We start from the raw sequence: 23,607 nt of genomic DNA, 5'->3' as shown, positions 1-23,607 counted from the left end.
CGCGCTAGTGGCTGGGCTCCGTCACACCTGACCAGTAGGCTTTTGCACGCTCGGCCAGATCATGAGCGATAAAGTAGATTACCGGGACAAGGATCAAGGTCACAACGGTTGCGAACAGCACACCGAACGAAATTGAAATCGCCATTGGCTTCACGAACTCGGACTGGATAGACGTCTCCATCTGTATCGGCAGCAGGCCGAGAAATGTCGTCACTGAGGTCAGAATGACCGCACGGAAACGCTGTGGGCCCGCCTCTACCACCGCCGAACGCCAGTCGTGACCCTCGTCGATATAGTGATTGATAAAGTCCACCATCACCAGGCTGTCGTTAACCACAACGCCCACCAAACCGATGATGCCGATCAATGACAGCATACTGACATCCTTGCCCAGCAGCAGGTGCCCGAGGATGGCACCAATGATACCGAAGGGAATCACCGACATAATCAACAGCGGCTGGACATAGCTTTTCAGTGGGATCGCCAGCGCGCCGAAGATCATCAGCAGAACGATGACAAAACCGTACAGCAGCGTGGATGAAGTTTTCTCCTCCGCCTCCGCCTCGCCACCAAAATCGAAGTCAATACCCGGGTATTTTTGTAGCAACTCGGGGAGTACCTGTGTCTGCAGCGCAGCGATAACTTCACTGGGCTCGAGGATCATCTTGTTGATATCGGCCTCTACCGTCACTACACGTTTTCGATCTATCCGATTGATGGTACTCAGCCCCGTCGTCTCGCGCGCCGTTCCGACGACAGAAAAGGGCACCTTGCGACCGTCGGGCAGGCGTATCCACAGACCGTTCAGGCTCTCGATCTGGCTGCGCTGGGCAGCCGGCAGGCGCACATAGACCCGCACCTCGTTGCGGCCGCGTTGAACCCGCTGAATTTCCGCACCGAAGAAGGCCTGACGCACCTGCCGCGCCAGCTCGACATCACCCAGTCCCAGCGCTTCACCCTCGGCGGATACATGTATATCCAGCTCGCGTCCGCCGGAGTTAAAACTGTCACTGATATCCTGCACGCCATTCATCTGTGCCAGCGAGCGCTTCACATCCTGGGCCGCCAGCCGCAGCGTCTCCAGATCCTGCCCCTGTAACTGCAGCTCCAGCGCAGCGCCGGGCGGGCCGGCGACTGCATCGATACTGAGCGAGCGGATACCTTCAAGGGGGCCAAGTTCCTCCCGCAGCCACTGCGCCAGCACCACAGAACTGATGGTGCGCTCTTCACTGGGCACCAGCTCCACGTCTATCTGGGCCTCGGTATCACTTTCCGATACCACCAGCAGTTCCCTGACCACATCGACCGAGGTGCCCACCTCTTGCAGATAGCGCTCATTCATCGCCTGCACAGCCACCTCTATACGCTGTGCATATTCATGCGTTTTTTCCCACGGCGCGCCCTGCGGCATCTCCAAATCCACATAAATCTGGTCCGAGGGCACATTAGGGAAAAACACAAACCTGACCAGACCAGAGGGCATCAGTGCCAGCGAGACAATGAGCAGCGCAATGAACACTGCCAGTGTCGTGTAGCGATGTTGCAGGCAATACATGAGAAAACGTCGGTAGGGGCCGGAAGCAAAGTTGGAAAGCGCCTTGGCAAAACGGCCCTGAAATGTCCTTATCGCACCGCGTACACCACCGGGATTTGCTTCACCCACACGCAGATGGCGCAGGTGTGCCGGGAGAATCAGCTTGGTTTCAATCAGGGAAAAGAAAATACACAGTATGACCACGGGCCCCATATGAGTACCCACGCGCGCAAACCCCTCGGTCAGGAACATGGTCGGCGCAAACGCAATCATGGTGGTCAATGCGCCGAATATTGTCGCCGTCGCAACGCGCCGCACGCCTCGCAGTACGCTGGGTAAGCCCTGTCGTTCCGCCTGTAGATACGCATAGGCACTTTCGGCCGTAACTATCCCATCGTCAACCAGAATACCCAGCACCAGTATGAATGCAAAAACCGATAACACATTGATCGATACCGGCATACCGAGAAAGTAGATGGTTGCCAGCGTTGCCAATATTGCAAACGGCACACCCACTATCACCCACAGAGCGAGGGTCAAATCCAGAAACAGGGCCAGCGCAATCACCACCAGCAGCGCACCCTGAGCGGCGTTGCGCAGCATCAGATCGATACGACCTCGCAGGATTTTGCTCTCGTCAATCCAGCCGACGACATACACGCCCTCAGAAAGGCTCGCCTGTTTCTCAGCGACATAGCCGCGCAATTCATCGGTTATCTGCAGTACATCCTGATTGCCAACCCTATCGATGATAAGGGTTATCGCGCGGCGTCCATTGAGTGTGCTCAGTACAGGCTGATCCTCAAATCCGTCGACGACCTGGGCCACCTCACCCAGTGTGATGGCGGTGCCATCTTCTCGCGTCACCAGATTCAGTGCGGCGTATTCCTCTCCGGTATAGGCTTGCGACACCGAACGCAATTTAATGGAGCCATGCTCTGTGCGCATACTTCCGCCGGGCAGGTCGCGCGAGCGGTTCTTTACAGCGGCCACCACCTGGTCAAAATCCAGGCCATAGCGCCGCAAAGCCTCCGTTGAGACCTCGATGGACATTTCGTAGTCGCGCTCACCCAAAATACGGATCTCACTGATACCCTCGAGATCGAGAATTTCCTCGCGCACCTGTTCAGTGAGCTGTTTCAGCCCCACTTCATCAAGATCACCGTAAACACTCACGCGCATGGCGTAGCCACGACTGAGCAGTTCTTCAACAATCGGTTCTTCCGCATCCAGCGGGAAAGAGGGAATACTGTCCACGCGGACTTTGGCCTCGTTGAGAGCTTTGGCAATATCGCTGCCCGCCTCCATTTCCACCGTGACCACTCCCACGCCTTCCATGGCGGTGCTGCGAATTTCCTTAAGACCGACGATATCGCGCAGTTCTTCCTCAATTTTCAGCAGGATGCCCTGCTCGATCTCCTCAGGCGAACTACCCGGATAGGGCACGGTGACGGTAAATGTATCGGTGGGGAAATTCGGAAAGACTTCCTTGCGAATACCCTGGATGGCGATCAGGCCGGCGACCAGCACAATCAGCAGCAGCAAATTTGCCGCGATGGGGTTTGAAGCCATCCAGCCAATGGGGCCTTTCTCATTCTGATAGCGCGACTCAACCATCAGCCAGCTCGACTTTCATGCCTTCAAACATCAGGTCCAGCCGGGTAGTAACCACTTTGTCACCGGGCTCGAGGCCACCGTTGATCACCACGGTATCCCCCTCGCGGTGGATGATATTCACGCGTTTGCGACGCAAGGCTTTTTCCGACACCACAAATACGGAATCATCAGTGTGTAATACCGAACTGGGTAATCGCACTGAGGAAGCTACCGGTTCGCCCGGTAACGTCGCCGTGACAAACAAGCCCAGCGGCAGGCTACGTGGATGCACGGCGGTGTCGTAGGGCGAGTCCACCTCAACTACCACCGGGATAACCCGAGTCAGGGTATCGACGCGCGCTTCGATACGCGTTAGCTGGGCCTGCCACTCAACCTGGTGCTCTCCGATCTGTGCGCTGAGAGCGACGGGCGCGCCGACGGAGGATTCCAGAAACCCGGCCTCGGCAGGTGTCACTGGCACCGTGACCCGGGCCGTGTCACTACTGAGCAAACGCATCACCGGTTGACCCGTGCTGATAAACTGTCCGAACTCCACCAGTTTCTTGTCGATCACGGCGTTAAATGGCGCTTTGATCTCCGTGTAAGCAAGATCCTGCTCTGCCTTAACCACACGCTGTCGCGCCGCTTCAATATTCAGTTCGCCCTCGGCAATCGAAGCCTTGCGTTTCAATGCCTTGGCATCGGCAAGCGCCATATTGGCGGTGGATAACGCCGCCTTCGCCTGTGCCAGCGCCAACTGATAATTAGCCGGATCGATGCGCAGCAGCACCGTGCCAGCGGGGACTATTTCACCGGTTTCAAATTCTGGCGCCACCCACACGACCCTTCCCGTCACCTCACTTGCCAGCTCCAATTCGTAGCGGGAAGTAACGGTGCCGTGAGCGACAATGGAGATTGGTACTTCAGTGAGCGCCACTTCAACTGCCTGTACACGAGGCAATGGCTGGGCCGCATCGGTGGTCTGTAGCTCCTCTCGCGAGCCAACCATCACCATGGCCAGCAATACCGCCGCGACGACAATCCCAACGGGGACGAGTAACTTGATCGCCTTTTTCAACATTCAGTTTCTCTCAATCGAGGAAGGAAATCGGGCATGCAATTTTTCGGCCCGGCGTATCTTATAACAAATCGAACTGCGCGGCCCGCTCCAGCGCCGCAATCGGAGGCAATGTGCAGGTGTTATATCGCTGCGAAGGCTTGGACTGATGTGACCTCATCTCGCCTGGGTGAGCCGACCAAGGTGTAGTCTGCAGCATAAGCCTGACACACCTCCCCTTGGTCGTCGACCAACCAGCGCATTGCCAGCCGGCGCGGCACCCGCACTTTTTCAACACGCAGGCGCGTGCCGAAAACAAAATCCCAAAAAGGCGAGGTTACCCCCTGCGCGCGCCGCGGATCGGCGAAATGGTGTGCAAAGTGGTGTTTGCGCCGCCACCGGCCGTAGCGATTGCGTGGCGGATGTGTATGGGCGCGCCGGTGCAACACCTCGTAGAACACATACATCGCGACAAAACCCAGCGTAGCCGCAGACCCGGCTGCCAGGCCGAAAAACAGGGCCAGGAGCGGGATTAGAATTGCAATTGCGCCGAGCGCCGCCAGCGCTTTCTGCCAGGCCGGAGCAAAGTACTCCACCTGTGCGTGGTGGCGTCGATGCTCTTTCGCACCGGGCCCACGGGCACTGGCGCCGTGAAAAACGAAGCGATGAAGCACGTACTCTGTAAACGTCCAACCGAGCGCGCCGGCCAGAAAAGCACACAGAACAGCCAACATAACACTGCCTCCGGAAGATTCAGTTTATGTGTTTCTTGTGTACACACTATACGCGATGTGCTCGTGCAGAAGAATCAGGCGCGCGCGACCCACCGCACAGCGGGCCTGCGGGACAGGCCCTGGAGACTCGCTCCTCGCCTCAGAACAGGCCGGCCAGATAGGGGTTGAGGAAGCGACCTTTGGGGTCCATCGTCTTGCGCACCTCGACAAAATCATCCCAGCGCGGATAGAGCTTGCGGAAGTCATTTCGCGTCAATGTGTTGAGCTTGCCCCAATGCGGACGACCGTTGTACTTGCGGAAAATGGGTTCGATGGATTTGAAGTACGGCTTGTAGTCGTCCTCGAAGTAGCGGTGAACAGCGATCGAGCAGGTATCTCGTTGGTAGAAGGGGCTGAGCCAGATATCGTCCCCTTTGACGAAACGCACCTCAATCGGAAAAAACACCTCGGGATGGTTAGCTTCCAGTACTTCGCGCACTTCCCGCATCGCCTGCAGGCCGTGTTCGCGCGGTAGATGATATTCCATCTCGTTGAAGCGGACATTGCGTTCATTGGCATAGTTCTTCCACGAACTCTCGACCGTGACTTCATCGCTCAGCATTTTCACTGCGCTGCCGAGAATCAGCTCACGCAGTTTGGGCGAACCCTGCAGCCAGTCGCGCGCCATTTTCAGATCCTCGACGGAATCATTGCTGTCGATTTTCTCTGTTGTCCCAACCGGTTCATCCGTCAGATCGTGTGTATCGGTAAACCCCATACCGGAATACGGTATATAGAAGAACTCAAAGTTGCGGTGCGTATCTGCCATATCATTGGCGATGTCCAGTATTTCATCGAACTCGCGCCACACCGTTTCCCTGCGCAGGCGGTAAGGTGCCATATTCTGCAGTTTCACCTGTGTGATTACGCCCAGCGTCCCCATTGACACCTTCGCGGCCTGGAACAGTTCGGGGTTGGCGGTGGCGTCGCAATCCACCAGATCACCACGCGCATTTACCAGTTGCAGGCCCTCGATAAACGTCGACATACAACCGATATCGGCACCGGTTCCGTGCGTTGCAGTGGCCAGACAACCCGCCAGCGTCTGCTCATCAATATCCGGCATATTAATCAGTGCCTGGCCGGCGGACTCAAGAGGCTGGCCGATATCGCCCAGCCGACTGCCGGCCCACAGGGTGGCCTGCAACGTCTTCGGGTCATGATTCACCAGGCCACTGAGGCGCGAGAGCGACAATATGGTGCCATCCGTCGGCACCAGCGGTGAAAACGAGTGGCCCGCACCAACCGCGCGCACCGGGCCTCTGGCCGAGGCGATGAGCTCCTGTAACTCGGCAACATTCGCTGGTGCACTGCGCGCCGCGGGCACACACTGCTGAGACCCCGACCAGTTGCGCCAGGGAATTGCCCGTGGCTTCGCTTTCTCGGCTGCTGCCAGCACGTTGAAGGAAACGGCCTGGCTGCCCACGGCAGCGGCCACCATGGCACCGAGTACACTGCGACGCTTAATCACTGTGCAACCGCCGGAGTTGCCATAAATTGAATGAGTGCCTCAAATTGCTGGGCGTCACAATCCATACACAGACCAAATGGCGGCATACCGCCAAAGCCGTTGATAACGCTGTCCACCATCACATCCATACCTTTGTCCATACGGGGCCCCCAGGCCGCAGCATCGCCTGTGAGCGGTGCACCGGTAGCGGCAACGGTATGGCAGCTGCTACAACTGCGGCCATAAATAGCGGCAATTTCAGGGTCTTCCGGCACCAGCTGCCGACTTGCGACTTCTGCCTCGCGAGACTTGGACGGTGAAGGCCCGTCACACGCAGACAGCCCGAGGGCCAGAATGAGTAGCAATATAGGTGTACATTTCATCTGCGGGGTCTCCCTTCCAGCAATACATTAGTGATGACTATCATATAATAACGTCGCCACACGCGCCGCGTCAATCTCTGCTTGCCGCCTGCAGCACCTCAACCTGCCGGTCGGGTCGCGGCGGGGCCCGCTATGGACATGGCCTTCTGATATGCCGGCCGGGCCGACACGCGCTCTACATATGCAGCCGTATTGGGCATTGTCTCGTCAATGGCCCGCGCACCCAGCATGGCGAGGGAGGTCAGGTTAAACATCGACATGATGTCGGCGCAGCTGAATTGTGCGCCACCGAGATACTCGGACTCACCCAGCCGCGTCTCTAGCGCCCGATAGATGCCATCTTCACGGCGCTGGGTGGTTGCCATCATCGGATTGTCGGCGGCGGGTTCAGAGCCGGCAGACTGGAAGGCCAGCTTTATGAAGAGAGCCGATTGCAGATTATTGTTGAACTGCATCCAGAACAGGTAATGCGGATAATCCGGCTCTTCGGGCTTCACCGATAGCTTGCCACCCCCGTGTCGCTGGGAAATATACTCAACGATAGCCGTCGACTCAGCCATCACCAGGTCTCCGTCCTCAATGATGGGGGCAGTACCGGCCGGATGCACCGCGCGCAGTTCAGGTGGTGCCAGAAAATCATCCCCGCGATCGTACCACTTCAATTCGTAGGGCAAATGCAGTTCTTCCATCAGCCATACAATACGGTCGGACTGGGATACACCCAGATGATGAATAGTAATCATAGCTATCTCCACATTACGGTGATCACCAATGTGAGGGAATAAAGGCTGCCGGTCAATCCATTCGCAATGCGCCGGAGCCGCTTAGGCAAATTAATAACCCGCATGGGTATACCGGGGCTGTGCGTTGCAGTGGCAGATTGACACATATCACTATCAAGCACATTGAGAATAGACCAGAATTGGGCAATACCGGCAAGGTCTGCGAGTGATGTTCAGGTCAGGGGAGTCCCCAGCAACGTGAGAATAACAACAAGGCGTTCAAAACGGCATGCCCTACTGATAGGGGCAGCACTACTGCTACCGACTGTCGCACTGGCCAACGGTGTGAGCGAGACATTCACACGCACCAGTCTGCTGTTGATACTGATGATCACACTGGCTGACTTGTGTGGCTCGATCTTTGAACGCCTGGGCATGGCAGAGATACTTGGGGAGATATACGCCGGTATCCTGCTGGGGAACCTGGCGCTGATAGGCGTCGAATTCAACCTGAGTAATTTGATCCGCTCCAGTGAATTCATGGTGTACTCGACCGAATTGGCGCTGGTGTTGCTGTTATTCATCGTCGGTCTGGAGTCTGATATGCGCTCGCTGCTCAAGGTCGGTCGCAACGCACTGGCAGTAGCGACGACAGGTATGGTGCTACCCATAGCGCTCGCTTTGGCTGCGGGGTCAGTACTGGGTTTCGGCACGGGTATCCAGGGTTGGTTTGTCGGCGCGATGTTGGCCGCCACCTCGGTGGGAATTACCGCCAAGCTGCTGGGGGATTCCGGTCTGGTTAATACGCGCTCCGCACAGGTCATTCTGGGCGCGGCGGTGATAGACGACGTACTGGGTATTCTACTGCTGGCCGTACTCGCCAGCGTGGTGGTCAGCGGAGAGTTATCGCTTCTCAACCTGCTGTGGATTATCGCCAAGGCTCTGCTGTTTTTTCTCGGTGCACTGCTGATTGGACAGAAGCTAATGCCCGGTGTCGTGCACATTATCTCGCTGAACAAGCACTCCAGCGTATGGACCGGTTTCGCGCTCTGCCTTGCGCTGGCTTTTGCACAGCTGGCGCATTTTGCCGGATTGGCCCCTCTAATCGGCGCCTTTGTCGCCGGGCTGTTGCTGGACGATATGGACTTTCACGTGGGCGATGCACTGCAAAAACATCGGCTGGAAGAGTTGGTCAAACCTATAAGCGATATAATGATTACCATTTTTTTTGTGAGCATCGGTGCGCAAGTGCAGTTGGAGACGCTGCTGGATCCCTCAACAATAATACTGATCGCCAGCCTCACTGCGGTAGCCATTCTCTCAAAGGGCGTTGCCGGTTATGCCGCTCGCGGGCCGGGTTATGACAAACTCGGCATCGGGTTCGGCATGATCCCCCGCGGGGAAGTCGGGTTGGTGTTCGCCGCTTTTGCTTTTGGTCAACACGTGTTTGACGCGAAAATGTATTCCGCACTGGTGCTGGTGATATTGCTGACAACACTGGCCGGCCCCATACTTCTCAAGCCTCGATTACAGCACTTATAGCGGCCCTATTAATACACTATTCATACGTCATTAACACACTGTTAACACACTGAGGTTACTTTTACGCCAGATGGGGCGCCATAGTTCTGGTGATCTTTAATGACTCTGCTAGACTTGATCGGGATGTACATCGAATGGATTTGAAATCGGAGAAAAACATGCGAGTAAACGTAAAACTGGCCATCTGGTCATTGACGGCATCACTGCTGGCGCTAAGTGCGTCGGCCATGGCTGCCGGCAAGCCCAATATTCTTGTTCTGTGGGGCGATGATATCGGCGTCTGGAACGCCAGCGCCTACAACCGCGGTGGCATGGGTTATCAAACGCCCAACATCGATTCAATTGCCAATGACGGCGCTCTATTTACAGATATGTATGCACAGCAGTCCTGCACCGCGGGGCGTGCTTCGTTTATCCTCGGTCAGCAACCGTTCCGTACCGGTTTGCTAACCATCGGCATGCCGGGCAGTGATCAGGGCATACCGGACTGGGCCCCCACGATCGCCGATTTACTGAAAGAGCAGGGCTATACATCGGGGCAGTTTGGTAAAAACCACCTGGGTGATCAGGACAAGCATCTGCCCACCAATCACGGTTTCGATGAGTTCTTTGGCAACCTCTACCACCTGAACGCGGAAGAAGAGCCGGAAACGTATTACTACCCGAAAGATCCGGAGTTCCACAAAAAGTATGGCCCGCGAGGCGTACTGCACTCCTATGCAGACGGCAAGATTGAAGATACCGGCCCACTGTCCAGAAAACGCATGGAAACTGTCGATTCCGAGTTCGGCGGCGCGGCCAAGAAATTTATGGCTGCCGCAGTTGACGCCGACAAACCGTTTTTTGTCTGGATGAACTTCACCCGTATGCATGTATGGACTCACCTGCAGGAAAAATACCGGGGCATCACCGGCATTGGCCTGTATCCCGATGGCATGGTTGAACTCGATGACATGGTTGGCAGCTTCCTCGAAGAACTCGAAAAGCTCGGAGTAGAAGACAACACCATCGTCATCTTCTCTACTGACAATGGCGCGGAGAAGTTCACGTGGCCCGACGGTGGCACATCGCCCTACCACGGAGAGAAAGGCACTACCTGGGAAGGTGGCATGCGGGTACCACAGATGGTCAGATGGCCCGGCACAATCAAACCCGGCACTATCGTTAACGACATCATGAGCCAGGAGGACTGGATGCCGACATTGCTGGCTGCTGCCGGCGTACCCGATGTGAAGGAAAAACTCGCCTCAGAAGACGGTTACCAGGCCAACGGCAAAAAGTTCCGCGTGCATCTCGACGGCTACAACTTCAAACCCTTCTTTGAAGGTCAGGTCGACAAGGGCCCACGCCGGGAGATCATGTATTTTGCGGCCAGCGGCATGCTGAACGCAATACGCGTAGACGACTGGAAGGTCTCTTTTGCAACAGAGAAAGGCGCAATCAACGAAGCTTTCAGAGAGACACCTGCATGGCCGGTGATCACCAACCTCAGAGCCGATCCTTTCGAAAGCGCTTCGCGTAACTCCGGTATGTATGTACGCTGGTACGCCGACAATATGTGGCTGATGGTTCCCGCACAGGGCTTCGTTCACAAATTCTTTGAGACGATTCCCAACTACCCCTTCCAGCCGGGCGGCTCGCTGAGTGCAGCGAATATTGGTTACGGCACTATCGAGCGACAGAAAGCGCTGGGTAATCTCGGCAAGCTGATGGATATCGCCATACAGAACTAATCCTCACCAAACTACACCAGCCCGGGTTTGAGCTATCAACCCGGGCTTTTTATTGTTTACAGTGCAGCACCCGCCTGTTCATTACAGGGGCAGAGTTTGCTATGGTCTAGCGCAAAGACAATAAAACAGTGCAGGAGATCGTAGATGAGCCGCTTCCCTTTGCCACTATTATTGGCAATCTTCCTGTATCCCGGAGTCTGTAGCGCTGAGACACTTAGCCTCGAAGAGACGCTGTGGGTGAATACACAGACAGCTTCCGACTGGAACAGATTCAAATATTCAGCGGCAAGAGACCTGAACCGGCGCCAACCGATTAACCCTGTAAAATCTGGAGTTCAATAGCCATGGCTGCATACCTCATCCCGAACAACGCTGGAAAATCAGTCATTGCCAGCGTCGGTCTGGCCTGCCTGCTCTCACTGGCCGCCTGCGGCGGTGGTGGTGGTGACGGCTTCAACCTGGTGACAAACTCGGAACCCGACACCCTCACGGGCTGTGCGGATACGGATAGCTGTGCCTCGAACCCCAATTTGCTGATTGGCGGCGAGCGACCCGCACAGGCCCAGATTCCCTCAGACTACACCCCCACAACGCGCTACCCGCTGCTCATTCTGTTGCACGGCTTTGGTGCAACCGGTGCACTGCAATCCGGCTATCTCGGGCTCAACCAACGAGTGGATAGCAAGCAGTATGTATTGGTGTACCCGGATGGTACGGAAAACCTCAATGGCTCGAGATTCTGGAACGCTACACCGGCCTGCTGCGCGTTCACGGAAGAGGATCGTATGATTGACGATGTCGCCTATATACGGGGCCTTATTGAGGAAGCGGCTGCCACCTACAGTATTGATCCACAACGCGTCGGCCTGGTGGGTCACTCCAATGGCGGTTTTCTGGCCTTGCGTATGGCTTGCGAAGCCTCCGATCTGATTACCTCTGTAGTGAGCCTGGCAGGCTCCACCTTCGAAGATGACGCCAGTTGCGCGCCCGCTACCAATGCGGTGAGCGTACTGACCATGCACGGGGTTGACGATGAGACCATCTTCTATGAAGGCAGGGTATTCGACAATACAAGCTACCCCGGTGCACTGGAAACCACACGACGCTTTGCCGCTCACGCCGGTTGCAACAGCACCCCGGTCAGCGCCGGAAATCTGGATGTACTCGGTGCTGTAGAGGGTGCCGAGACGGAAGTACTGGAGTACACCGATTGTGCGGACGACACTGACGTGACGCACTGGAAGATGGTTGATGGCATACACATACCCTTTCCCTGGGTTGGCAGCGCACTCGACATGATGGTCGACTGGATAGTCGAGCACCGACGCAGCCAGTAAGTTTACGCCATCGATAAATTGGCTGTGCAGGCACTGCCGGTCGCTTCAGCATCGGCGTGCACAATCGTCAGGACGTCAGCCACGTCAGTGCCTGCGCCTTGTCCTTGTAGTCAAAATGGCGGACATCGGCCTTGATAAAGTGGTCGATGATGTGGGGCATTACGGTGAGGAAGCCACTGTCCGATACGGCGGCCACTTTCTTCATCTGGTCGCGCTGCCGGCGTACAAATTTGAGATGCTGAAAAAGTGCTCCGAAGCTATCCCAGCCGGGGAAATGCTCTGTGAGAATCATCAGGCCGCGCAGTGGTTCGTGCGTTGCGTTGTACGCATCCATGGTGTCGGTGAGCAATTTGAAATCCTGCGCGCTCAACTCGCCGCTGGGCGTAACTATCAATATGCCATTTTCAGTATCGATCTCATGTGTCAACATCGCCACTCTCCCGCGAACTCGATAACGATCAGGGTAGACCACAATGCGCTGCGAGTGTAGGAAAAATGGCGTGGAAATAATGGCTTGCTATGTAAACCGGTATGCAGGGGTTATGCTGCGACGATGAGAAGACGCACACAATTTCTGCTGATTGCATTGTTGCTGCAAATCCCGCTGTTTGCCTATCCGGTATTGCGATTGTGCGATTGGCTGGGGATGAATACCGGGACAACACTGGCCGTCTTTATCCCACTGTTCTTCAGCCAGATAGTAGTGAGGCTGTACTTGCGCCACGCCAACTACGGCGTGGTGTTCTGGCTGCGGCGCGCCGCAGATCTCTGGCTTGGTATCAGCCCGTTGCTGCTGTGTATGCTGCTGGTGGCAGAGGTGCCGGTAGCGCTGGGCTGGGTGGCGGCGGAGAATGCAGCGTATGCGCTTCTTGGATTGACCCTGGCCTTGATGACCTACAGCGTGATTAATGCCTACTCGCCTTCGGTGGTGACAGTCGCGCTGGAGAGCCCCAAGCTGACTGCGCCTCTGCGCTTTGCACAGATCACCGATGTTCACATCGGCTCACGCAGCGCGGAATTTCTCGAACGCGTGATGCAGCAAGTGAATAAACTGGACATCGAATTTTTGTGTATCACCGGTGATTTTATCGATGCGCCAGGTATCAGCGAGCACAAATTATCGGCATTGCGCTCCTGCCCGGTACCGATCTATTTCAGTATAGGCAATCATGAGCGCTATGAAGATCTGGATGACATTCTGCAGCGTCTCGCAGCGCTAGGCGTACAGGTGTTGCGCTCACAATCCATCGTTCATGGCACAGTTCAACTGATCGGCATCGACGACAGCGAACGCCGGGCGCAGGTGGAACGCGAACTGGCCAACATCGATATCGATACCGGGCGCTTTGTGCTGTTGCTCTACCACCGTCCGCGTGGCCTGCCCGCCGCTGCCGCTGCCGGTGTCGACCTGATGATTTCCGGCCACACGCACAACGGGCAGATTGTGCCCTTCAACCTCGTTGTGAACAGGGTTTTCGAGCAGAGTATCGGCCTGTTTCGCCACGGGCAGACACAACTGTACGTCTCTCCCGGTACCGGCACATGGGGCCCGGTGATGCGCCTGGGCAGTCGCGGTGAAGTGACATTGTTCGATATAAAACCGGCACAGCACATTCACTAGCATTGCAGATGCACGGGCTTTATAGTCCGCTTGGGCATCACTAACGGCGGCCGCCGGGGAGAAATCAACGATGACTATCGGACGACTGAAACTGTATCACTATCCAGCAACCCGCAGTGCCCGCGTAAAATGGCTGCTTCACGAGCTGTTGGATGACGACTTCGATGTGGAAGTCGTCCCCCTGTACGAGGGTGCGCAGTACAGTGCTGAATACCTGCAAAAAAACCCCAACCACAATGTCCCCGCACTGGAAATCACGCTCGACAGTGGTGAAAAGAAGATCATGCTCGAAAGCGGTGCCATGGTGTCACTGCTGGCAGACCTGTTTCCGGAGAAAAATCTGGCGCCCCCTGCCAACACTTTTTCAGAGGCGCGGGCCGACTATCTGCAGATGCTGCACTACGGCACAGCGTGGATGGACATGATGCTGTGGCAAATTCGCATTCATACCCATATGCTGGGCCCCGACAGCGATGCAAAGACCATCGAGCGCTACAACAGAAAGTTCACGCAGGAAGTCGAGCCGCAATTGATAGCCCGGCTGGCGCGCACGGATTACATCTGCGGCGACACATTCAGCGCGGTGGATTGTGTGATGGGACAGAATGTATTGTGGGCGACCGCATACGGGCTGTGCCAGCCGCCGCAGTTCGCCGATTATGTCGGCCGACTGTCGCAGCGCCCGGCATTCACCAAAGCCTATGCAGACATGGGCGACTTCTCGCTGGCGCCACCAAGCAGCAGCGCCCGCGCTTTGGCGGAAAAATTTACAGGCTGAAACCCCACTGCGGGATCACTACAGAAGCGGCAGTACCTCATGGCAGATAACGCAATCGACCCGACATTGGCCGATATCGAACGGATTACCCTCGGGCACTACGAGGAAAATGCCCAGTCATTCTGGCACGGCACTAAAGATCACGATGTGTCGCAGAACTACGAGAAACTGTTGAGCCAGCTCCCACCGGACAAGACACTCGACATTCTCGATTTTGGCTGCGGCCCGGGCCGCGATCTTTGCTACTTCAGTTCGCTGGGGCATCGGCCGGTCGGCCTCGACGGTAGCCGTGCGTTCAGTGAGATGGCGCGCGCTAACAGCGGCTGCCCGGTGCTGCACCAGTCCTTCCTCAGGCTGACACTGCCGCCAGCAGCATTTGACGGAGTGTTTGCCAACGCATCCCTGTTCCATGTTCCAAGCGCAGAATTGCCCCGCGTGCTCAAGGAGCTGCACGACACCCTGCGCCCCGGTGGCATTCTGTTCACCTCCAACCCGCGTGGCAGCGCGGAGGGATGGTCCGGCCAGCGCTATGGCCATTTTATGGAGTTCGACATCTCGAAAAACTATCTACAAAACGCGGGCTTTGACATTATCGATCACTATTACAGGCCGCCAGGCGCACCGCGTGCAGAGCAGCCCTGGCTGGCGATAGTGAGCCAAAAGGCGAGCTGAGCTGCACACACTGCGCAAGCGGCACTATCGAACAAAGGCGGACACCGTGATCACAAACTGGAAACTGGGACTGGGCTTTTCCCTGCTCACGGTGCTGATGTGGGGCCTGTTGCCGCTGGCGTTAAAAGCGGTGCTGCAGGTTATGGACCCGATCACAATCAGCTGGTATCGCTTCTCGCTCTCCGCGCTGATTGCACTGCTGTGGTATGGGCATCGCAGCGGCGGGGCCCTGAAACAGCTGGTGTGCGGCAGGCAACGCATGCTGAGTTTTACAGCGATTGCCGCCCTGATGTGCAACTACCTGTTCTATGTCTGGGGGCTGGATCACATCAACCCCGGAGCGGTGCAGATACTGATACAGATTGCCCCGCTGCTGTTGCTGTTCGGCAGTGTGCTGTTATTCAAGGACCGGCTTTTACTCCTGCAGTGGCTGGGCGTGCTGGGGCTGGTTGCCGGCATGCTGCTGTTCTTTCATCGGCGACTCACCGATGTGGTACTCACCACCGAGGACTACCTTGTTGGGGTGGGCTTGATCATCGTCGCTGCGGTTGCCTGGGCCGTCTATGGGCTGGCACAGAAGCAACTGCAGACGGAGCAACATACCAAAGACATTCTCCTCCTCATCTGTCTCGCCGGCACCGTTGTGTTCTGGCCGCTGGCAGAGCCGCTGCAGATTATGTCACTGAACCCCGGCGAGTTAGCGTTGCTGTTCTTTTGCGGGGTGAATACCATTATCGCCTACGGCAGTTTTGGGCTGGCAATGAGCTACTGGGAGTCCTCCCGAGTCAGCGCGATTCTGCCGCTGGCGCCCCTACTGACGCTGTTGTTCACGTTTGGCCTGAACCGCTGGGCAGCCGCTGAAATACCCTTTGAGCCCATGGACTGGCTCAGCATACTCGGCGCTTGTTTAGTCGTCGCAGGCTCCGCGGTCGCCGCGCTGCCCAAACACCGGCCGCAGCCTACACTCGCAGAACAAGGCGGCGCTTGACACCATGATCGGCAGTCCAATCATTCATCACTACTATCATCCGCGCTTGTATCCTCGCTTGTCCGGCTGTAGATCGGGGCGCGCGCAATACGCTGATCTATAAGCGCTACCTGACGCAGATACTGCTGGGAATCCATATCACCGTACTGCTGTCGAAACGCTTCATCGCTGAGACCTTCAACCAGCCCGGAGATCTCCGGAAAAAAACCGACCTCCCCCGCATTGGCCAGTAATTGGTCCTGCCATTGCCGGGCCTGTACTTCATCGGCAGTAGCGAGTGCGACAAACTGTATGCCTGCTCTATCCGCCGCCAGATCGGCAAAACTGAAACCACTGCCACCGTTGCCGGAATCCAGCAGTTCCTTGAACTCCCCGGCCGCGATACTGATTCCCTGCTGGCTGGCCAGTGCGATAGCCGCCGAACTCAGGAAGTGGAGCATAAGGTCGCGGCGTCCGGCCAGGGTTATTTCGTAGGGCGATCGCACCAGCTTTCGCTCACTGGACACGAGTTCTCCAATGAGGGCCTCAAACGCACCATTGCTGAAGTAGATAATCAGCGCCCACAGCGCCGCACGATTTTCAGCCACTGCAGAGCCTCGCTCGCTACGCTTTTGCGCTTCTGCCGCCACCGGCGTCAGGTAGTTGCTCAGCGATTGGCTGTGCCAATCACTGCGCGCGCCCTGTGCGGCCAGCCCATCGTAGTAGTGCGTGACGCGCTTCGCCTCGCCCGCCGGAAGTCGGTAGGCCTGCAGGGTTCGCACGGCCTCCTTGATATGGGCTTTGACACCGGGTGGCGGAGTAACCGTCAGCAGCAACGTATCACCGTCTATCTGGATGTCGTTCACGCCCGCCAGGATCAAGCTGGCCTGTTGCTGCCGTATCAGCAGGTCTGCCAACTGTGCTGCCAATGGCAATAACCACCGGCCTGACAAGCGCAGATGACCAATGGATACCTCTTCGATGCCGATACCGTCACTGGAGGGCAGAACCTGCGCACTCAGGTTTAAATATTTCCCGAAAGGATTATTGGGCACTTGTACGCTTACGCCGGAATTGATGGCTGAACCGTCGATATCAAAATCGGTACTCAGCCACTTGAAGGTGTGTGAGGCTATCTGTGCCAGGCGATCCAGTTCCCGCTCAGTCACTACCAGCGTGGCACCCTCATCACCCGCTGACTCCATCTCCAGCTTGATCCGCTCTACAAACGCCTTGCCCTGCGCCACTGTCGTATAGTCCGCTGGCGCAGACCTCGGGACCACCGGCTTGTCATCCAGCGCATACAGAAACAATGCGCTCAACGAAATCACCCCCAACAGCAGGAGAAGCAGGGCGGGAACAACAATCCAGCGCAGAACCTTGAGCATGACTAAATGGAGAACTTCAGCATATCACTGGGCAGTCTAAGCCATAATTCGGCGGCCAACCAGTTTGGAAGCCCCTGCCCCCCTCGCGCCTCATCGGCTGCCGAGGAAAGGCCCCTCGCGGACATACTGTGCAGAATCGACCTGTTCGAAGATAAACCGCGACACCTCACCGGCGCGCACACGAAACGCCGGAGGTGTCAGCGTCGACACCATCGGCTGCTGGTGAAATACCTGCGGATCGATCAACGGACAGCGAACCAGCACCCAATCGGCATCACTGGCTGCTAACAGCGCGTATTCCGCCTGTTTGTCCTGTAGTGCATCCGATAAACCAATGCGAGCCAGCGTACGTATCCACCAACCCAGCAGATCGCGCTGATCACCGGGCATCACGACTGCCGCGCCTGATACCACCAGATACCGGGAAACCCCGATATCCTCCATGGCCTGAAGGACATTGCGGGTCGCCGTTGTGTTGATGGTGCGTGCTGCTTCACCATCGCCTTTGACCGGGCCCAGTGCACTGATTACCACATCGCTGCCGTGCAGCAGCGCTGCGATGGCAGCGGGATCACGAGCGTCACCCTGCACGATGGTAATTTGGTCGGCGAACGCATCAAGCTTGGCCGGGGTGCGCGCCAGCACCCGCACATCGAAGCCGCGCGCCAGAGCGTCCTGTATGAGATAACCGCCCACCATACCGGTGCCTCCCAGCAGTGCCACTGTGCGATTTTCACCTTCTCCGCTCGAAGCCTCGCCGATCACCGGCTCTGTCACTGGCACGGACGTCTTCGTACCGGGGGATACACACCCAAACATAAGACATGCGCCAACGGCGGCGGCGAATACCCGCGTTGACCTCCGCCAGCGTTTTGCCAGTTTGGTGCCCAGATAGCGCTTCCTGTCGCCTGTCTCAGTGTTTAACATGGCTGCTCACGTGGTCGATATCGGGATGGGGTGGCTGTCTCGTTCAATCACCAGAGCAAACTAGCACATATGTACTACGGCGAAAAACTCAACAGCATCAGTCACCTCGTGGGCGCGGTATTTTCCCTGGTGGCCTTTGGCGCCCTGCTGACCCTCAGCATCGAAACCGGTGACCCGCGCATGATTGTGGGGTTCAGCGTGTTCGGGTTGACCCTGGTGCTGCTGTACGCGATGTCGACCTTGTATCACAGCTTCCAGGCGCCCGGCCTCAAACGGGTGTTCAAACTGCTGGACCATATTTCGATCTACCTGTTGATTGCCGGCACCTATACGCCGCTAATGCTCGTCAGTGTCGACAGTACGAGCGGCACCCTGATACTCAGCCTTGTCTGGGGACTGGCGGTTGTCGGAACACTCTCCGAGATATTCCTGTCGGGCACGGCCGTAAAGGTGTGCCAGTTGATTATCTATCTCGGCATGGGCTGGGCCTGCTCACTGGACCTGCCCAGTCTAAGAGCCGGCCTGCCGGAAGCAGGGTTTATCTGGCTCGTAGCGGGGGGGCTCGTCTACACCATCGGGATCATTTTCTACATTGTCGACAAATTGAAATGGCTGACCCACGCGCACGGCATCTGGCATTTTTTCGTGCTGGTAGGTTCCGCCTGCCACTTCATCGCAATCATGGGTTATGTGCGCTAGCACTCTCCCCTGACCGCCCGGTTACTCCGGCTCTGCGACAAATTCGCTACTGGCGTTCGCATAGCGACCAACCACCCCAATAAGGTTTGTCAGGCTGTACTTCACAGATAGCACCGCGGCGTGATTCGCCAACCAGGCGGGAATCCAGCCACCGGGATCACCATAGATCTGGTAGGTGATTTCCACCCAGCCGTCTTTCAGCGGCTTAAGGTGCCAGTGGCCACCCATATCCGGCACACGGACGAGCCCCGGCTGCGGGGCGATGAATGCCGGCTCGTTGGTGATGGTGACGGTGATCTCTTTGGTAACCGGATTTTGCTGGTAATCGAATCTCACCACAGTGTCCCGGTCACTCATCGGCAACGGCGCGTCGACCACACCGTACACGTAGGCCTGCGCATAACCGTTCTCCTTGAGAATACGTGCGCCGCCACTGCGGTAGACCCAATGCTGGTTGAACGGCGCATCCTTGAGCAGAGCCATCACTGCATTCAATGAAGCTCTTACACGCACCACACCCTTGATCTCATCCAGCGCCGAACCGGCGTAGTTTCGTTGCAGTACGCGCAGGTTTTCACTCGAATGCACCAAAGTCCAGTCCTGCCCTATCGCCGGCGCCGCGATGAGCAGGATCAGCAACAGGGCCAGAACGGCGCCGCGAGGTGGTTGCATGGTCCGCGACACAGCCTAGACCGCCGTTGTCTCAACATGATCAACAGGACCGGACTTTTGTCGCGCTGCAAGCAGACAGGCAATGACGATGAGTGCCGTACCGGAGAGTGTCGCCACCGTAACCACTTCACCAAAGACGAACCAGCCAAACAATGCGGCCCAGACAAACGCCGTGTATTCAACGGGAATCAGTATCCTCGCCTCGGCCCGCGCGTAGGCCCATGAGAGCAGCAGCAGAGAGGTCATACCCAGCACAGCCGCACCGGCCAGATTGGGCAGGTGCTGCAGCGATGGTACAACTGCAAAAAAAGGCGCGATACAGAGATAGACAGTGAGCATGGTCGCGTTCTGGAAAAAGGCTATCTCTACGGGTTTTGCGAGCAGCGCCTGTTGGCGCTGAAGGATGAGATTGTAGGCGTAAAGTACGGCAGACAGCAAAATAGCGACAATACCGCGACCGACATCCTCGCTGTATTCACCGCTCCAACGCCCGCCGACGATAACCAGCGCACCCATAAAACCGATAAGCGACGCCACTACCGCCGCTTTACCTATCTTTTCTTTCAGCATCACCGCCGCCAGATACAGGGCGATCAGGGGCGCGATGAACGACAAACCAATAGCTTCCGCAAGGGGCACATAGGCGAGCCCCCAGAAAAACAGAAACGCCATCAGTGATGTCACCAGCCCACGCCAGACATGTAGCCGGATGACGCCCGAACGTGGCCAGCGCGCTCGCCTCCAAAAAAACAGTGAACTTGCAATCAATAGGGAAATACATGTACGCCATAACAACGCGTTGTATGCGCCCATCTCAATAGCGAGCCCTTTCATGACGACATCCATTCCAGCAAACGTGGCGATGCCGGTACAGGCAATGGCGAAAGGTACTGCGGTAGAGAGGGGATCCCTACTCATACGATCTGCCGCTTCGAATGGCAGCGGCCCACTGTTGATAGTCTTTCATCGGAGGGCGGGAGTCTCTGGCTGAGGAAGGGAACAGCAAACAGGCGAAGTATATAGCTTGCTGTTGACTGTACTCAAGGTACACTCATCGAGCCTATCTGCTTGAGATCGCGTATGCTCTATAGGGCCCGTAATACTTAGCCACCAAGTCCGGCGTCACAACTCACAATCACAAGCCGTTGCCGTGCATCGGTTTCGCGCTGGCAATATTGGAGTCATTATGGCGGGATTCAAACATTCCGGATTTACCCTACAGCATTTGCTGCTACTCACAATTTTGCTGACTGGCTGCGCATCCGGCAACCAGTACCACTATGCTGAAGCTGACATCGAATTAGCTGTTGTCGGGCATGGCAGCCTTGGCTTGGCCGTCCTTGACGCAAGAGAATACGTGCTCGAAGGTGACAAGAATGCGAATTTTGTAGGGCTCCAACGCGGACGATATGCCAATCCTTTCGATGTGACCACCAGCACCGGCAACCCATTGGCCATGGACATGCAAACAGCGCTTTCGACGGAATTTTCCGAAAGTGGCTTTGAAGTGATCGACCTGCAACTCCAATCAGGGTTCAGCGAACTTGATACCAGTGCTATTAGCGCCTCCGGCGCAAGAAGAAGCCTGGTACTTATCGTTAGGCAATGGAAGACAGACGCTTTGATAAACTTTGGCCTGCACTATCACCTCGTACTTCAGGTTTACGATGAGTCCGGGGGGTTGCTGGCACAAGAAGACACCATGGGCCACGAGAAGCTGGACTGGGCCAGAAGGGAAAGTCGTAATTCGGACACTGCGATAGAAGCATTTGAGTATCGAATTGGACTACTACTCAAGAACCCGATTATCAAAGCGGCTCTGGACTAGATCATGTGCTCACTCGCGCAAGGAGCGATAAAGGACAAGTAGAGGCCTAAAAATTATTTGCCTTACGCCAATAAATCATGGTGCAATTTAGTTACACTAACGACCATTAGCATAGGGATCAGCTGACGATGAACCGATTACTTGTAGTTACCGCAACACTTCTATGTATGTTCACCTCCTCATTCACACTGGCGCGTGATGATCGCAATCGTTACTCGATCGAAGAGGCGATGAATACGCAAGCCGCAAAGGAAAAACTCGATCAAGGCTACTCTTATCAGTTCGGTCCTGAGGTCAAAGGTAAAATCGTGACCAATCACGGCGAGGTTATGGTAAACAAGAAAACAAATGCCTTTGCTAAAAGCGACAAAGACGCATGCAATTGGGTATTTTTGTCTGCAATGATTGGCTTCCAGCAGAACATTGCGAAAGAAAATGGCAATGCCGTAGTGAATATTCGTAGCTATTATAAAAAGGGTGACTTTACCAGCAGCACCGAGTTCGAATGTGGTAATGGCGCAATTATGGCCGGCGTTACCTTCATAGGCGACATTGTAACGCTGGAAGAATAGTGTCTAAGTGAGCGCAACCCGTTGTTTCGCTCCGGGAACGCCAGGCTCACAGTTTACTCCTTCGATCAACAACAGCTATTTCAATGGTATAGATCTGGCATGGATGCATGAGTAATTACGTTTATGATGTTCTGGTTATCGGCGCTGGCCCCTCCGGTTCGATAGCCTCATCGATACTGCAGCGCGCAGGCTACAATGTTCTGGTACTGGAGCGACAGAGTTTTCCCAGATTTTCTATAGGTGAGAGCTTGTTGCCCCAGTGCATGCAATACATCGAAGAAGCAGGGATGTTACCCGCGGTCGAATCTGCGGGATTCCAACGCAAAGACGGTGCATTGTTCCTGCATCAAGGAACTTACGGCGGCTTTGATTTCTGTGAGCAATTTTCTACGGGACCCAGCGAAACTTTTCAGGTCAAACGAGCATATTTTGACAAAGTTTTAGCCGACCAGGCCGAAAATTTTGGCGTCGACATCCGATATCGGTGCGAAATATCAGCAGTGGATGTTTCAAAGGAGAACCCGGAACTCACCTGCGTACTGCCCGATGGTACTACCACAACATTCTGTGCCCGGTTTGTTCTCGATGCCAGCGGTTTCGGCCGCGTACTGCCTCGACTTCTGGACCTGGAGTATCCCTCCGGCTTTCCTGCCCGCTCCGCTTTGTTCACGCACATCGAAGACAATATCAGCGACTCAGGTTACGATAGAAACAAGATACTGATTACCATACATCCCAAGTATCGCGATATCTGGTTCTGGCTGATTCCGTTTTCAGATGGAAGTGCTTCTATCGGTGTCGTCGCAGAAGATGCGCACTTTGCCAGTCGAAATGCCCACTGCAAGAAAGCCCTGGCTGACTGGGTAAATGAAGATCCGACATTGAAAGCGCTCCTGAAGAACGCCACCTGGGATACAGATGCCACCCGCATTAGCGGATATTCTGCCAATGTAAAACGCCTGAGCGGACGCAACTATGCGCTGCTTGGAAATGCCGGGGAATTTCTTGACCCCATTTTTTCATCGGGTGTGACCATCGCAATGCGGTCAGCCAGTTTAGCGGCGGGCCTGTTGATTAAGCAGTTCAGCGGAGAAAGCGTGGATTGGCGTCTTGAATACGAAGAACCCTTGTCAAAGGGAGTGGATACTTTTCGCGCTTTCGTGGAAGCCTGGTACGATGGCCGCTTCCAGGACATCATCTTTCATCAACAGCAATCCAAAGAAATTAGAAAAATGATCTGCTCCGTGTTGGCAGGATATGCGTGGGATGAGAAGAACCCCTATGTCCAGAATCCTGTCAGGCGCCTTGACGCGCTGTCCAGTTACTGCAGAACCAATTTACAAAATGCCTGAGGGT

General features: G+C 55.9%; 22 protein-coding genes. 11 read left to right on the top strand and 11 right to left on the bottom strand.

Features of this window, described 5'->3' with window-relative positions; all coding sequences use genetic code 11:
- Window positions 1-4: 4 nt before the first annotated feature.
- From AC0L6S_RS18275 to AC0L6S_RS18250, 6 genes are all read right to left on the bottom strand, one after another.
- A complete protein-coding gene (locus AC0L6S_RS18275; protein WP_473425547.1) occupies window positions 5-3,151 on the bottom strand; it encodes an efflux RND transporter permease subunit in 3,147 nt (1,048 codons plus the stop codon).
- Window positions 3,144-4,211, bottom strand: a complete 1,068-nt coding sequence (locus AC0L6S_RS18270; RefSeq protein ID WP_473425546.1) for an efflux RND transporter periplasmic adaptor subunit — start codon at window positions 4,209-4,211, stop codon at window positions 3,144-3,146. The genes AC0L6S_RS18275 and AC0L6S_RS18270 overlap by 8 nt, the downstream gene beginning before the upstream one ends.
- 119 nt (window positions 4,212-4,330) lie before the next feature.
- Window positions 4,331-4,921 (bottom strand): sterol desaturase family protein, encoded by a 591-nt coding sequence (locus AC0L6S_RS18265; RefSeq protein ID WP_473425545.1) that lies wholly within the window; start codon window positions 4,919-4,921, stop codon window positions 4,331-4,333.
- A gap of 139 nt (window positions 4,922-5,060) precedes the next feature.
- A complete protein-coding gene (locus tag AC0L6S_RS18260; RefSeq protein ID WP_473425544.1) occupies window positions 5,061-6,431 on the bottom strand; it encodes a D-arabinono-1,4-lactone oxidase in 1,371 nt (456 codons plus the stop codon).
- The gene (locus AC0L6S_RS18255) at window positions 6,428-6,793 is read right to left on the bottom strand and encodes a c-type cytochrome (protein ID WP_473425543.1); all 366 of its coding nucleotides are present in this window, start codon (window positions 6,791-6,793) and stop codon (window positions 6,428-6,430) included. The genes AC0L6S_RS18260 and AC0L6S_RS18255 overlap by 4 nt, the downstream gene beginning before the upstream one ends.
- A 98-nt stretch (window positions 6,794-6,891) precedes the next feature.
- Window positions 6,892-7,536: a glutathione S-transferase family protein gene (locus AC0L6S_RS18250; protein WP_473425542.1), complete on the bottom strand. Its 645-nt coding sequence runs from the start codon at window positions 7,534-7,536 to the stop codon at window positions 6,892-6,894.
- Between the two features lie 237 nt (window positions 7,537-7,773).
- Here AC0L6S_RS18250 and AC0L6S_RS18245 point away from each other — a divergent pair, with 237 nt between their 5' ends.
- The 3 genes from AC0L6S_RS18245 (at window position 7,774) to AC0L6S_RS18235 (ending at window position 12,127) form a co-directional block, all read left to right on the top strand.
- Complete coding sequence (locus tag AC0L6S_RS18245; protein ID WP_473425541.1) at window positions 7,774-9,057, top strand: cation:proton antiporter; 1,284 nt, start codon at window positions 7,774-7,776, stop codon at window positions 9,055-9,057.
- Between the two features lie 158 nt (window positions 9,058-9,215).
- Window positions 9,216-10,790, top strand: coding sequence for an arylsulfatase (locus AC0L6S_RS18240; protein WP_473425540.1), 1,575 nt, complete (start codon window positions 9,216-9,218; stop codon window positions 10,788-10,790).
- Between the two features lie 344 nt (window positions 10,791-11,134).
- Window positions 11,135-12,127, top strand: coding sequence for a CE1 family esterase (locus AC0L6S_RS18235; protein WP_473425539.1), 993 nt, complete (start codon window positions 11,135-11,137; stop codon window positions 12,125-12,127).
- A gap of 67 nt (window positions 12,128-12,194) precedes the next feature.
- Here the strand turns inward: AC0L6S_RS18235 and AC0L6S_RS18230 are convergent, their stop codons facing one another.
- Complete coding sequence (locus AC0L6S_RS18230; RefSeq protein WP_473425538.1) at window positions 12,195-12,557, bottom strand: SpoIIAA family protein; 363 nt, start codon at window positions 12,555-12,557, stop codon at window positions 12,195-12,197.
- Window positions 12,558-12,680: 123 nt separating this feature from the next.
- On the opposite strand from AC0L6S_RS18230, the gene AC0L6S_RS18225 reads away from it, so the two are divergent.
- From AC0L6S_RS18225 to AC0L6S_RS18210, 4 genes are all read left to right on the top strand, one after another.
- Window positions 12,681-13,748, top strand: coding sequence for a metallophosphoesterase (locus AC0L6S_RS18225; protein WP_473425537.1), 1,068 nt, complete (start codon window positions 12,681-12,683; stop codon window positions 13,746-13,748).
- 70 nt (window positions 13,749-13,818) lie between these two features.
- The gene (locus AC0L6S_RS18220) at window positions 13,819-14,526 is read left to right on the top strand and encodes a glutathione S-transferase family protein (protein WP_473425536.1); all 708 of its coding nucleotides are present in this window, start codon (window positions 13,819-13,821) and stop codon (window positions 14,524-14,526) included.
- A gap of 39 nt (window positions 14,527-14,565) precedes the next feature.
- Window positions 14,566-15,198, top strand: coding sequence for a class I SAM-dependent methyltransferase (locus AC0L6S_RS18215; RefSeq protein ID WP_473425535.1), 633 nt, complete (start codon window positions 14,566-14,568; stop codon window positions 15,196-15,198).
- Window positions 15,199-15,244: 46 nt separating this feature from the next.
- Window positions 15,245-16,186: a DMT family transporter gene (locus tag AC0L6S_RS18210; RefSeq protein ID WP_473425534.1), complete on the top strand. Its 942-nt coding sequence runs from the start codon at window positions 15,245-15,247 to the stop codon at window positions 16,184-16,186.
- A gap of 20 nt (window positions 16,187-16,206) precedes the next feature.
- On the opposite strand, the gene AC0L6S_RS18205 is transcribed toward AC0L6S_RS18210, so the two are convergent.
- A complete protein-coding gene (locus AC0L6S_RS18205) occupies window positions 16,207-17,553 on the bottom strand; it encodes a hypothetical protein (RefSeq protein ID WP_473425533.1) in 1,347 nt (448 codons plus the stop codon).
- 90 nt (window positions 17,554-17,643) lie between these two features.
- Complete coding sequence (locus tag AC0L6S_RS18200; protein ID WP_473425532.1) at window positions 17,644-18,480, bottom strand: NAD(P)-dependent oxidoreductase; 837 nt, start codon at window positions 18,478-18,480, stop codon at window positions 17,644-17,646.
- A 69-nt stretch (window positions 18,481-18,549) separates the two neighbouring features.
- Here AC0L6S_RS18200 and trhA point away from each other — a divergent pair, with 69 nt between their 5' ends.
- Window positions 18,550-19,179 (top strand): PAQR family membrane homeostasis protein TrhA, encoded by a 630-nt coding sequence (gene trhA / locus AC0L6S_RS18195; RefSeq protein ID WP_473425531.1) that lies wholly within the window; start codon window positions 18,550-18,552, stop codon window positions 19,177-19,179.
- Between the two features lie 21 nt (window positions 19,180-19,200).
- On the opposite strand, the gene AC0L6S_RS18190 is transcribed toward trhA, so the two are convergent.
- Window positions 19,201-19,851: an SRPBCC family protein gene (locus AC0L6S_RS18190; RefSeq protein ID WP_473425530.1), complete on the bottom strand. Its 651-nt coding sequence runs from the start codon at window positions 19,849-19,851 to the stop codon at window positions 19,201-19,203.
- Window positions 19,852-19,866: 15 nt separating this feature from the next.
- A complete protein-coding gene (locus AC0L6S_RS18185; RefSeq protein ID WP_473425529.1) occupies window positions 19,867-20,769 on the bottom strand; it encodes a DMT family transporter in 903 nt (300 codons plus the stop codon).
- A gap of 268 nt (window positions 20,770-21,037) precedes the next feature.
- Between AC0L6S_RS18185 and AC0L6S_RS18180 the strand changes: the two genes are divergently transcribed.
- From AC0L6S_RS18180 to AC0L6S_RS18170, 3 genes are all read left to right on the top strand, one after another.
- Entirely contained in the window at window positions 21,038-21,679 is a 642-nt protein-coding gene (locus AC0L6S_RS18180) for a hypothetical protein (protein WP_473425528.1), read from the top strand.
- A gap of 128 nt (window positions 21,680-21,807) precedes the next feature.
- Entirely contained in the window at window positions 21,808-22,251 is a 444-nt protein-coding gene (locus AC0L6S_RS18175; RefSeq protein ID WP_473425527.1) for an excinuclease ABC subunit A, read from the top strand.
- 107 nt (window positions 22,252-22,358) lie between these two features.
- Window positions 22,359-23,603, top strand: coding sequence for an NAD(P)/FAD-dependent oxidoreductase (locus AC0L6S_RS18170; protein WP_473425526.1), 1,245 nt, complete (start codon window positions 22,359-22,361; stop codon window positions 23,601-23,603).
- The last annotated feature ends 4 nt before the right edge of the window (window positions 23,604-23,607 follow it).

Source organism: Halioglobus sp. D3-4 (genome assembly GCF_055809315.1).
The sequence above is the reverse complement of the archived record's forward strand: the minus strand, read 5'-3'. Positions and strand labels throughout refer to the sequence as shown.

Excerpts from the sequence above, each read along its gene's own strand:
- AC0L6S_RS18175 (WP_473425527.1), top strand. The coding sequence starts at position 21,808 with ATGAACCGATTACTTGTAGTTACCGCAACACTTCTATGTATGTTCACC.
- AC0L6S_RS18265 (WP_473425545.1), bottom strand. The coding sequence starts at position 4,921 with ATGTTGGCTGTTCTGTGTGCTTTTCTGGCCGGCGCGCTCGGTTGGACG.
- AC0L6S_RS18255 (WP_473425543.1), bottom strand. The coding sequence starts at position 6,793 with ATGAAATGTACACCTATATTGCTACTCATTCTGGCCCTCGGGCTGTCT.
- AC0L6S_RS18220 (WP_473425536.1), top strand. The coding sequence starts at position 13,819 with ATGACTATCGGACGACTGAAACTGTATCACTATCCAGCAACCCGCAGT.
- AC0L6S_RS18275 (WP_473425547.1), bottom strand. The coding sequence starts at position 3,151 with ATGGTTGAGTCGCGCTATCAGAATGAGAAAGGCCCCATTGGCTGGATG.
- AC0L6S_RS18225 (WP_473425537.1), top strand. The coding sequence starts at position 12,681 with ATGAGAAGACGCACACAATTTCTGCTGATTGCATTGTTGCTGCAAATC.
- AC0L6S_RS18240 (WP_473425540.1), top strand. The coding sequence starts at position 9,216 with ATGCGAGTAAACGTAAAACTGGCCATCTGGTCATTGACGGCATCACTG.
- AC0L6S_RS18170 (WP_473425526.1), top strand. The coding sequence starts at position 22,359 with ATGAGTAATTACGTTTATGATGTTCTGGTTATCGGCGCTGGCCCCTCC.
- AC0L6S_RS18185 (WP_473425529.1), bottom strand. The coding sequence starts at position 20,769 with ATGAGTAGGGATCCCCTCTCTACCGCAGTACCTTTCGCCATTGCCTGT.
- AC0L6S_RS18205 (WP_473425533.1), bottom strand. The coding sequence starts at position 17,553 with ATGCTCAAGGTTCTGCGCTGGATTGTTGTTCCCGCCCTGCTTCTCCTG.
- AC0L6S_RS18180 (WP_473425528.1), top strand. The coding sequence starts at position 21,038 with ATGGCGGGATTCAAACATTCCGGATTTACCCTACAGCATTTGCTGCTA.
- AC0L6S_RS18190 (WP_473425530.1), bottom strand. The coding sequence starts at position 19,851 with ATGCAACCACCTCGCGGCGCCGTTCTGGCCCTGTTGCTGATCCTGCTC.
- AC0L6S_RS18230 (WP_473425538.1), bottom strand. The coding sequence starts at position 12,557 with ATGTTGACACATGAGATCGATACTGAAAATGGCATATTGATAGTTACG.
- AC0L6S_RS18235 (WP_473425539.1), top strand. The coding sequence starts at position 11,135 with ATGGCTGCATACCTCATCCCGAACAACGCTGGAAAATCAGTCATTGCC.
- trhA (WP_473425531.1), top strand. The coding sequence starts at position 18,550 with ATGTACTACGGCGAAAAACTCAACAGCATCAGTCACCTCGTGGGCGCG.
- AC0L6S_RS18215 (WP_473425535.1), top strand. The coding sequence starts at position 14,566 with ATGGCAGATAACGCAATCGACCCGACATTGGCCGATATCGAACGGATT.
- AC0L6S_RS18200 (WP_473425532.1), bottom strand. The coding sequence starts at position 18,480 with ATGTTAAACACTGAGACAGGCGACAGGAAGCGCTATCTGGGCACCAAA.
- AC0L6S_RS18250 (WP_473425542.1), bottom strand. The coding sequence starts at position 7,536 with ATGATTACTATTCATCATCTGGGTGTATCCCAGTCCGACCGTATTGTA.
- AC0L6S_RS18270 (WP_473425546.1), bottom strand. The coding sequence starts at position 4,211 with ATGTTGAAAAAGGCGATCAAGTTACTCGTCCCCGTTGGGATTGTCGTC.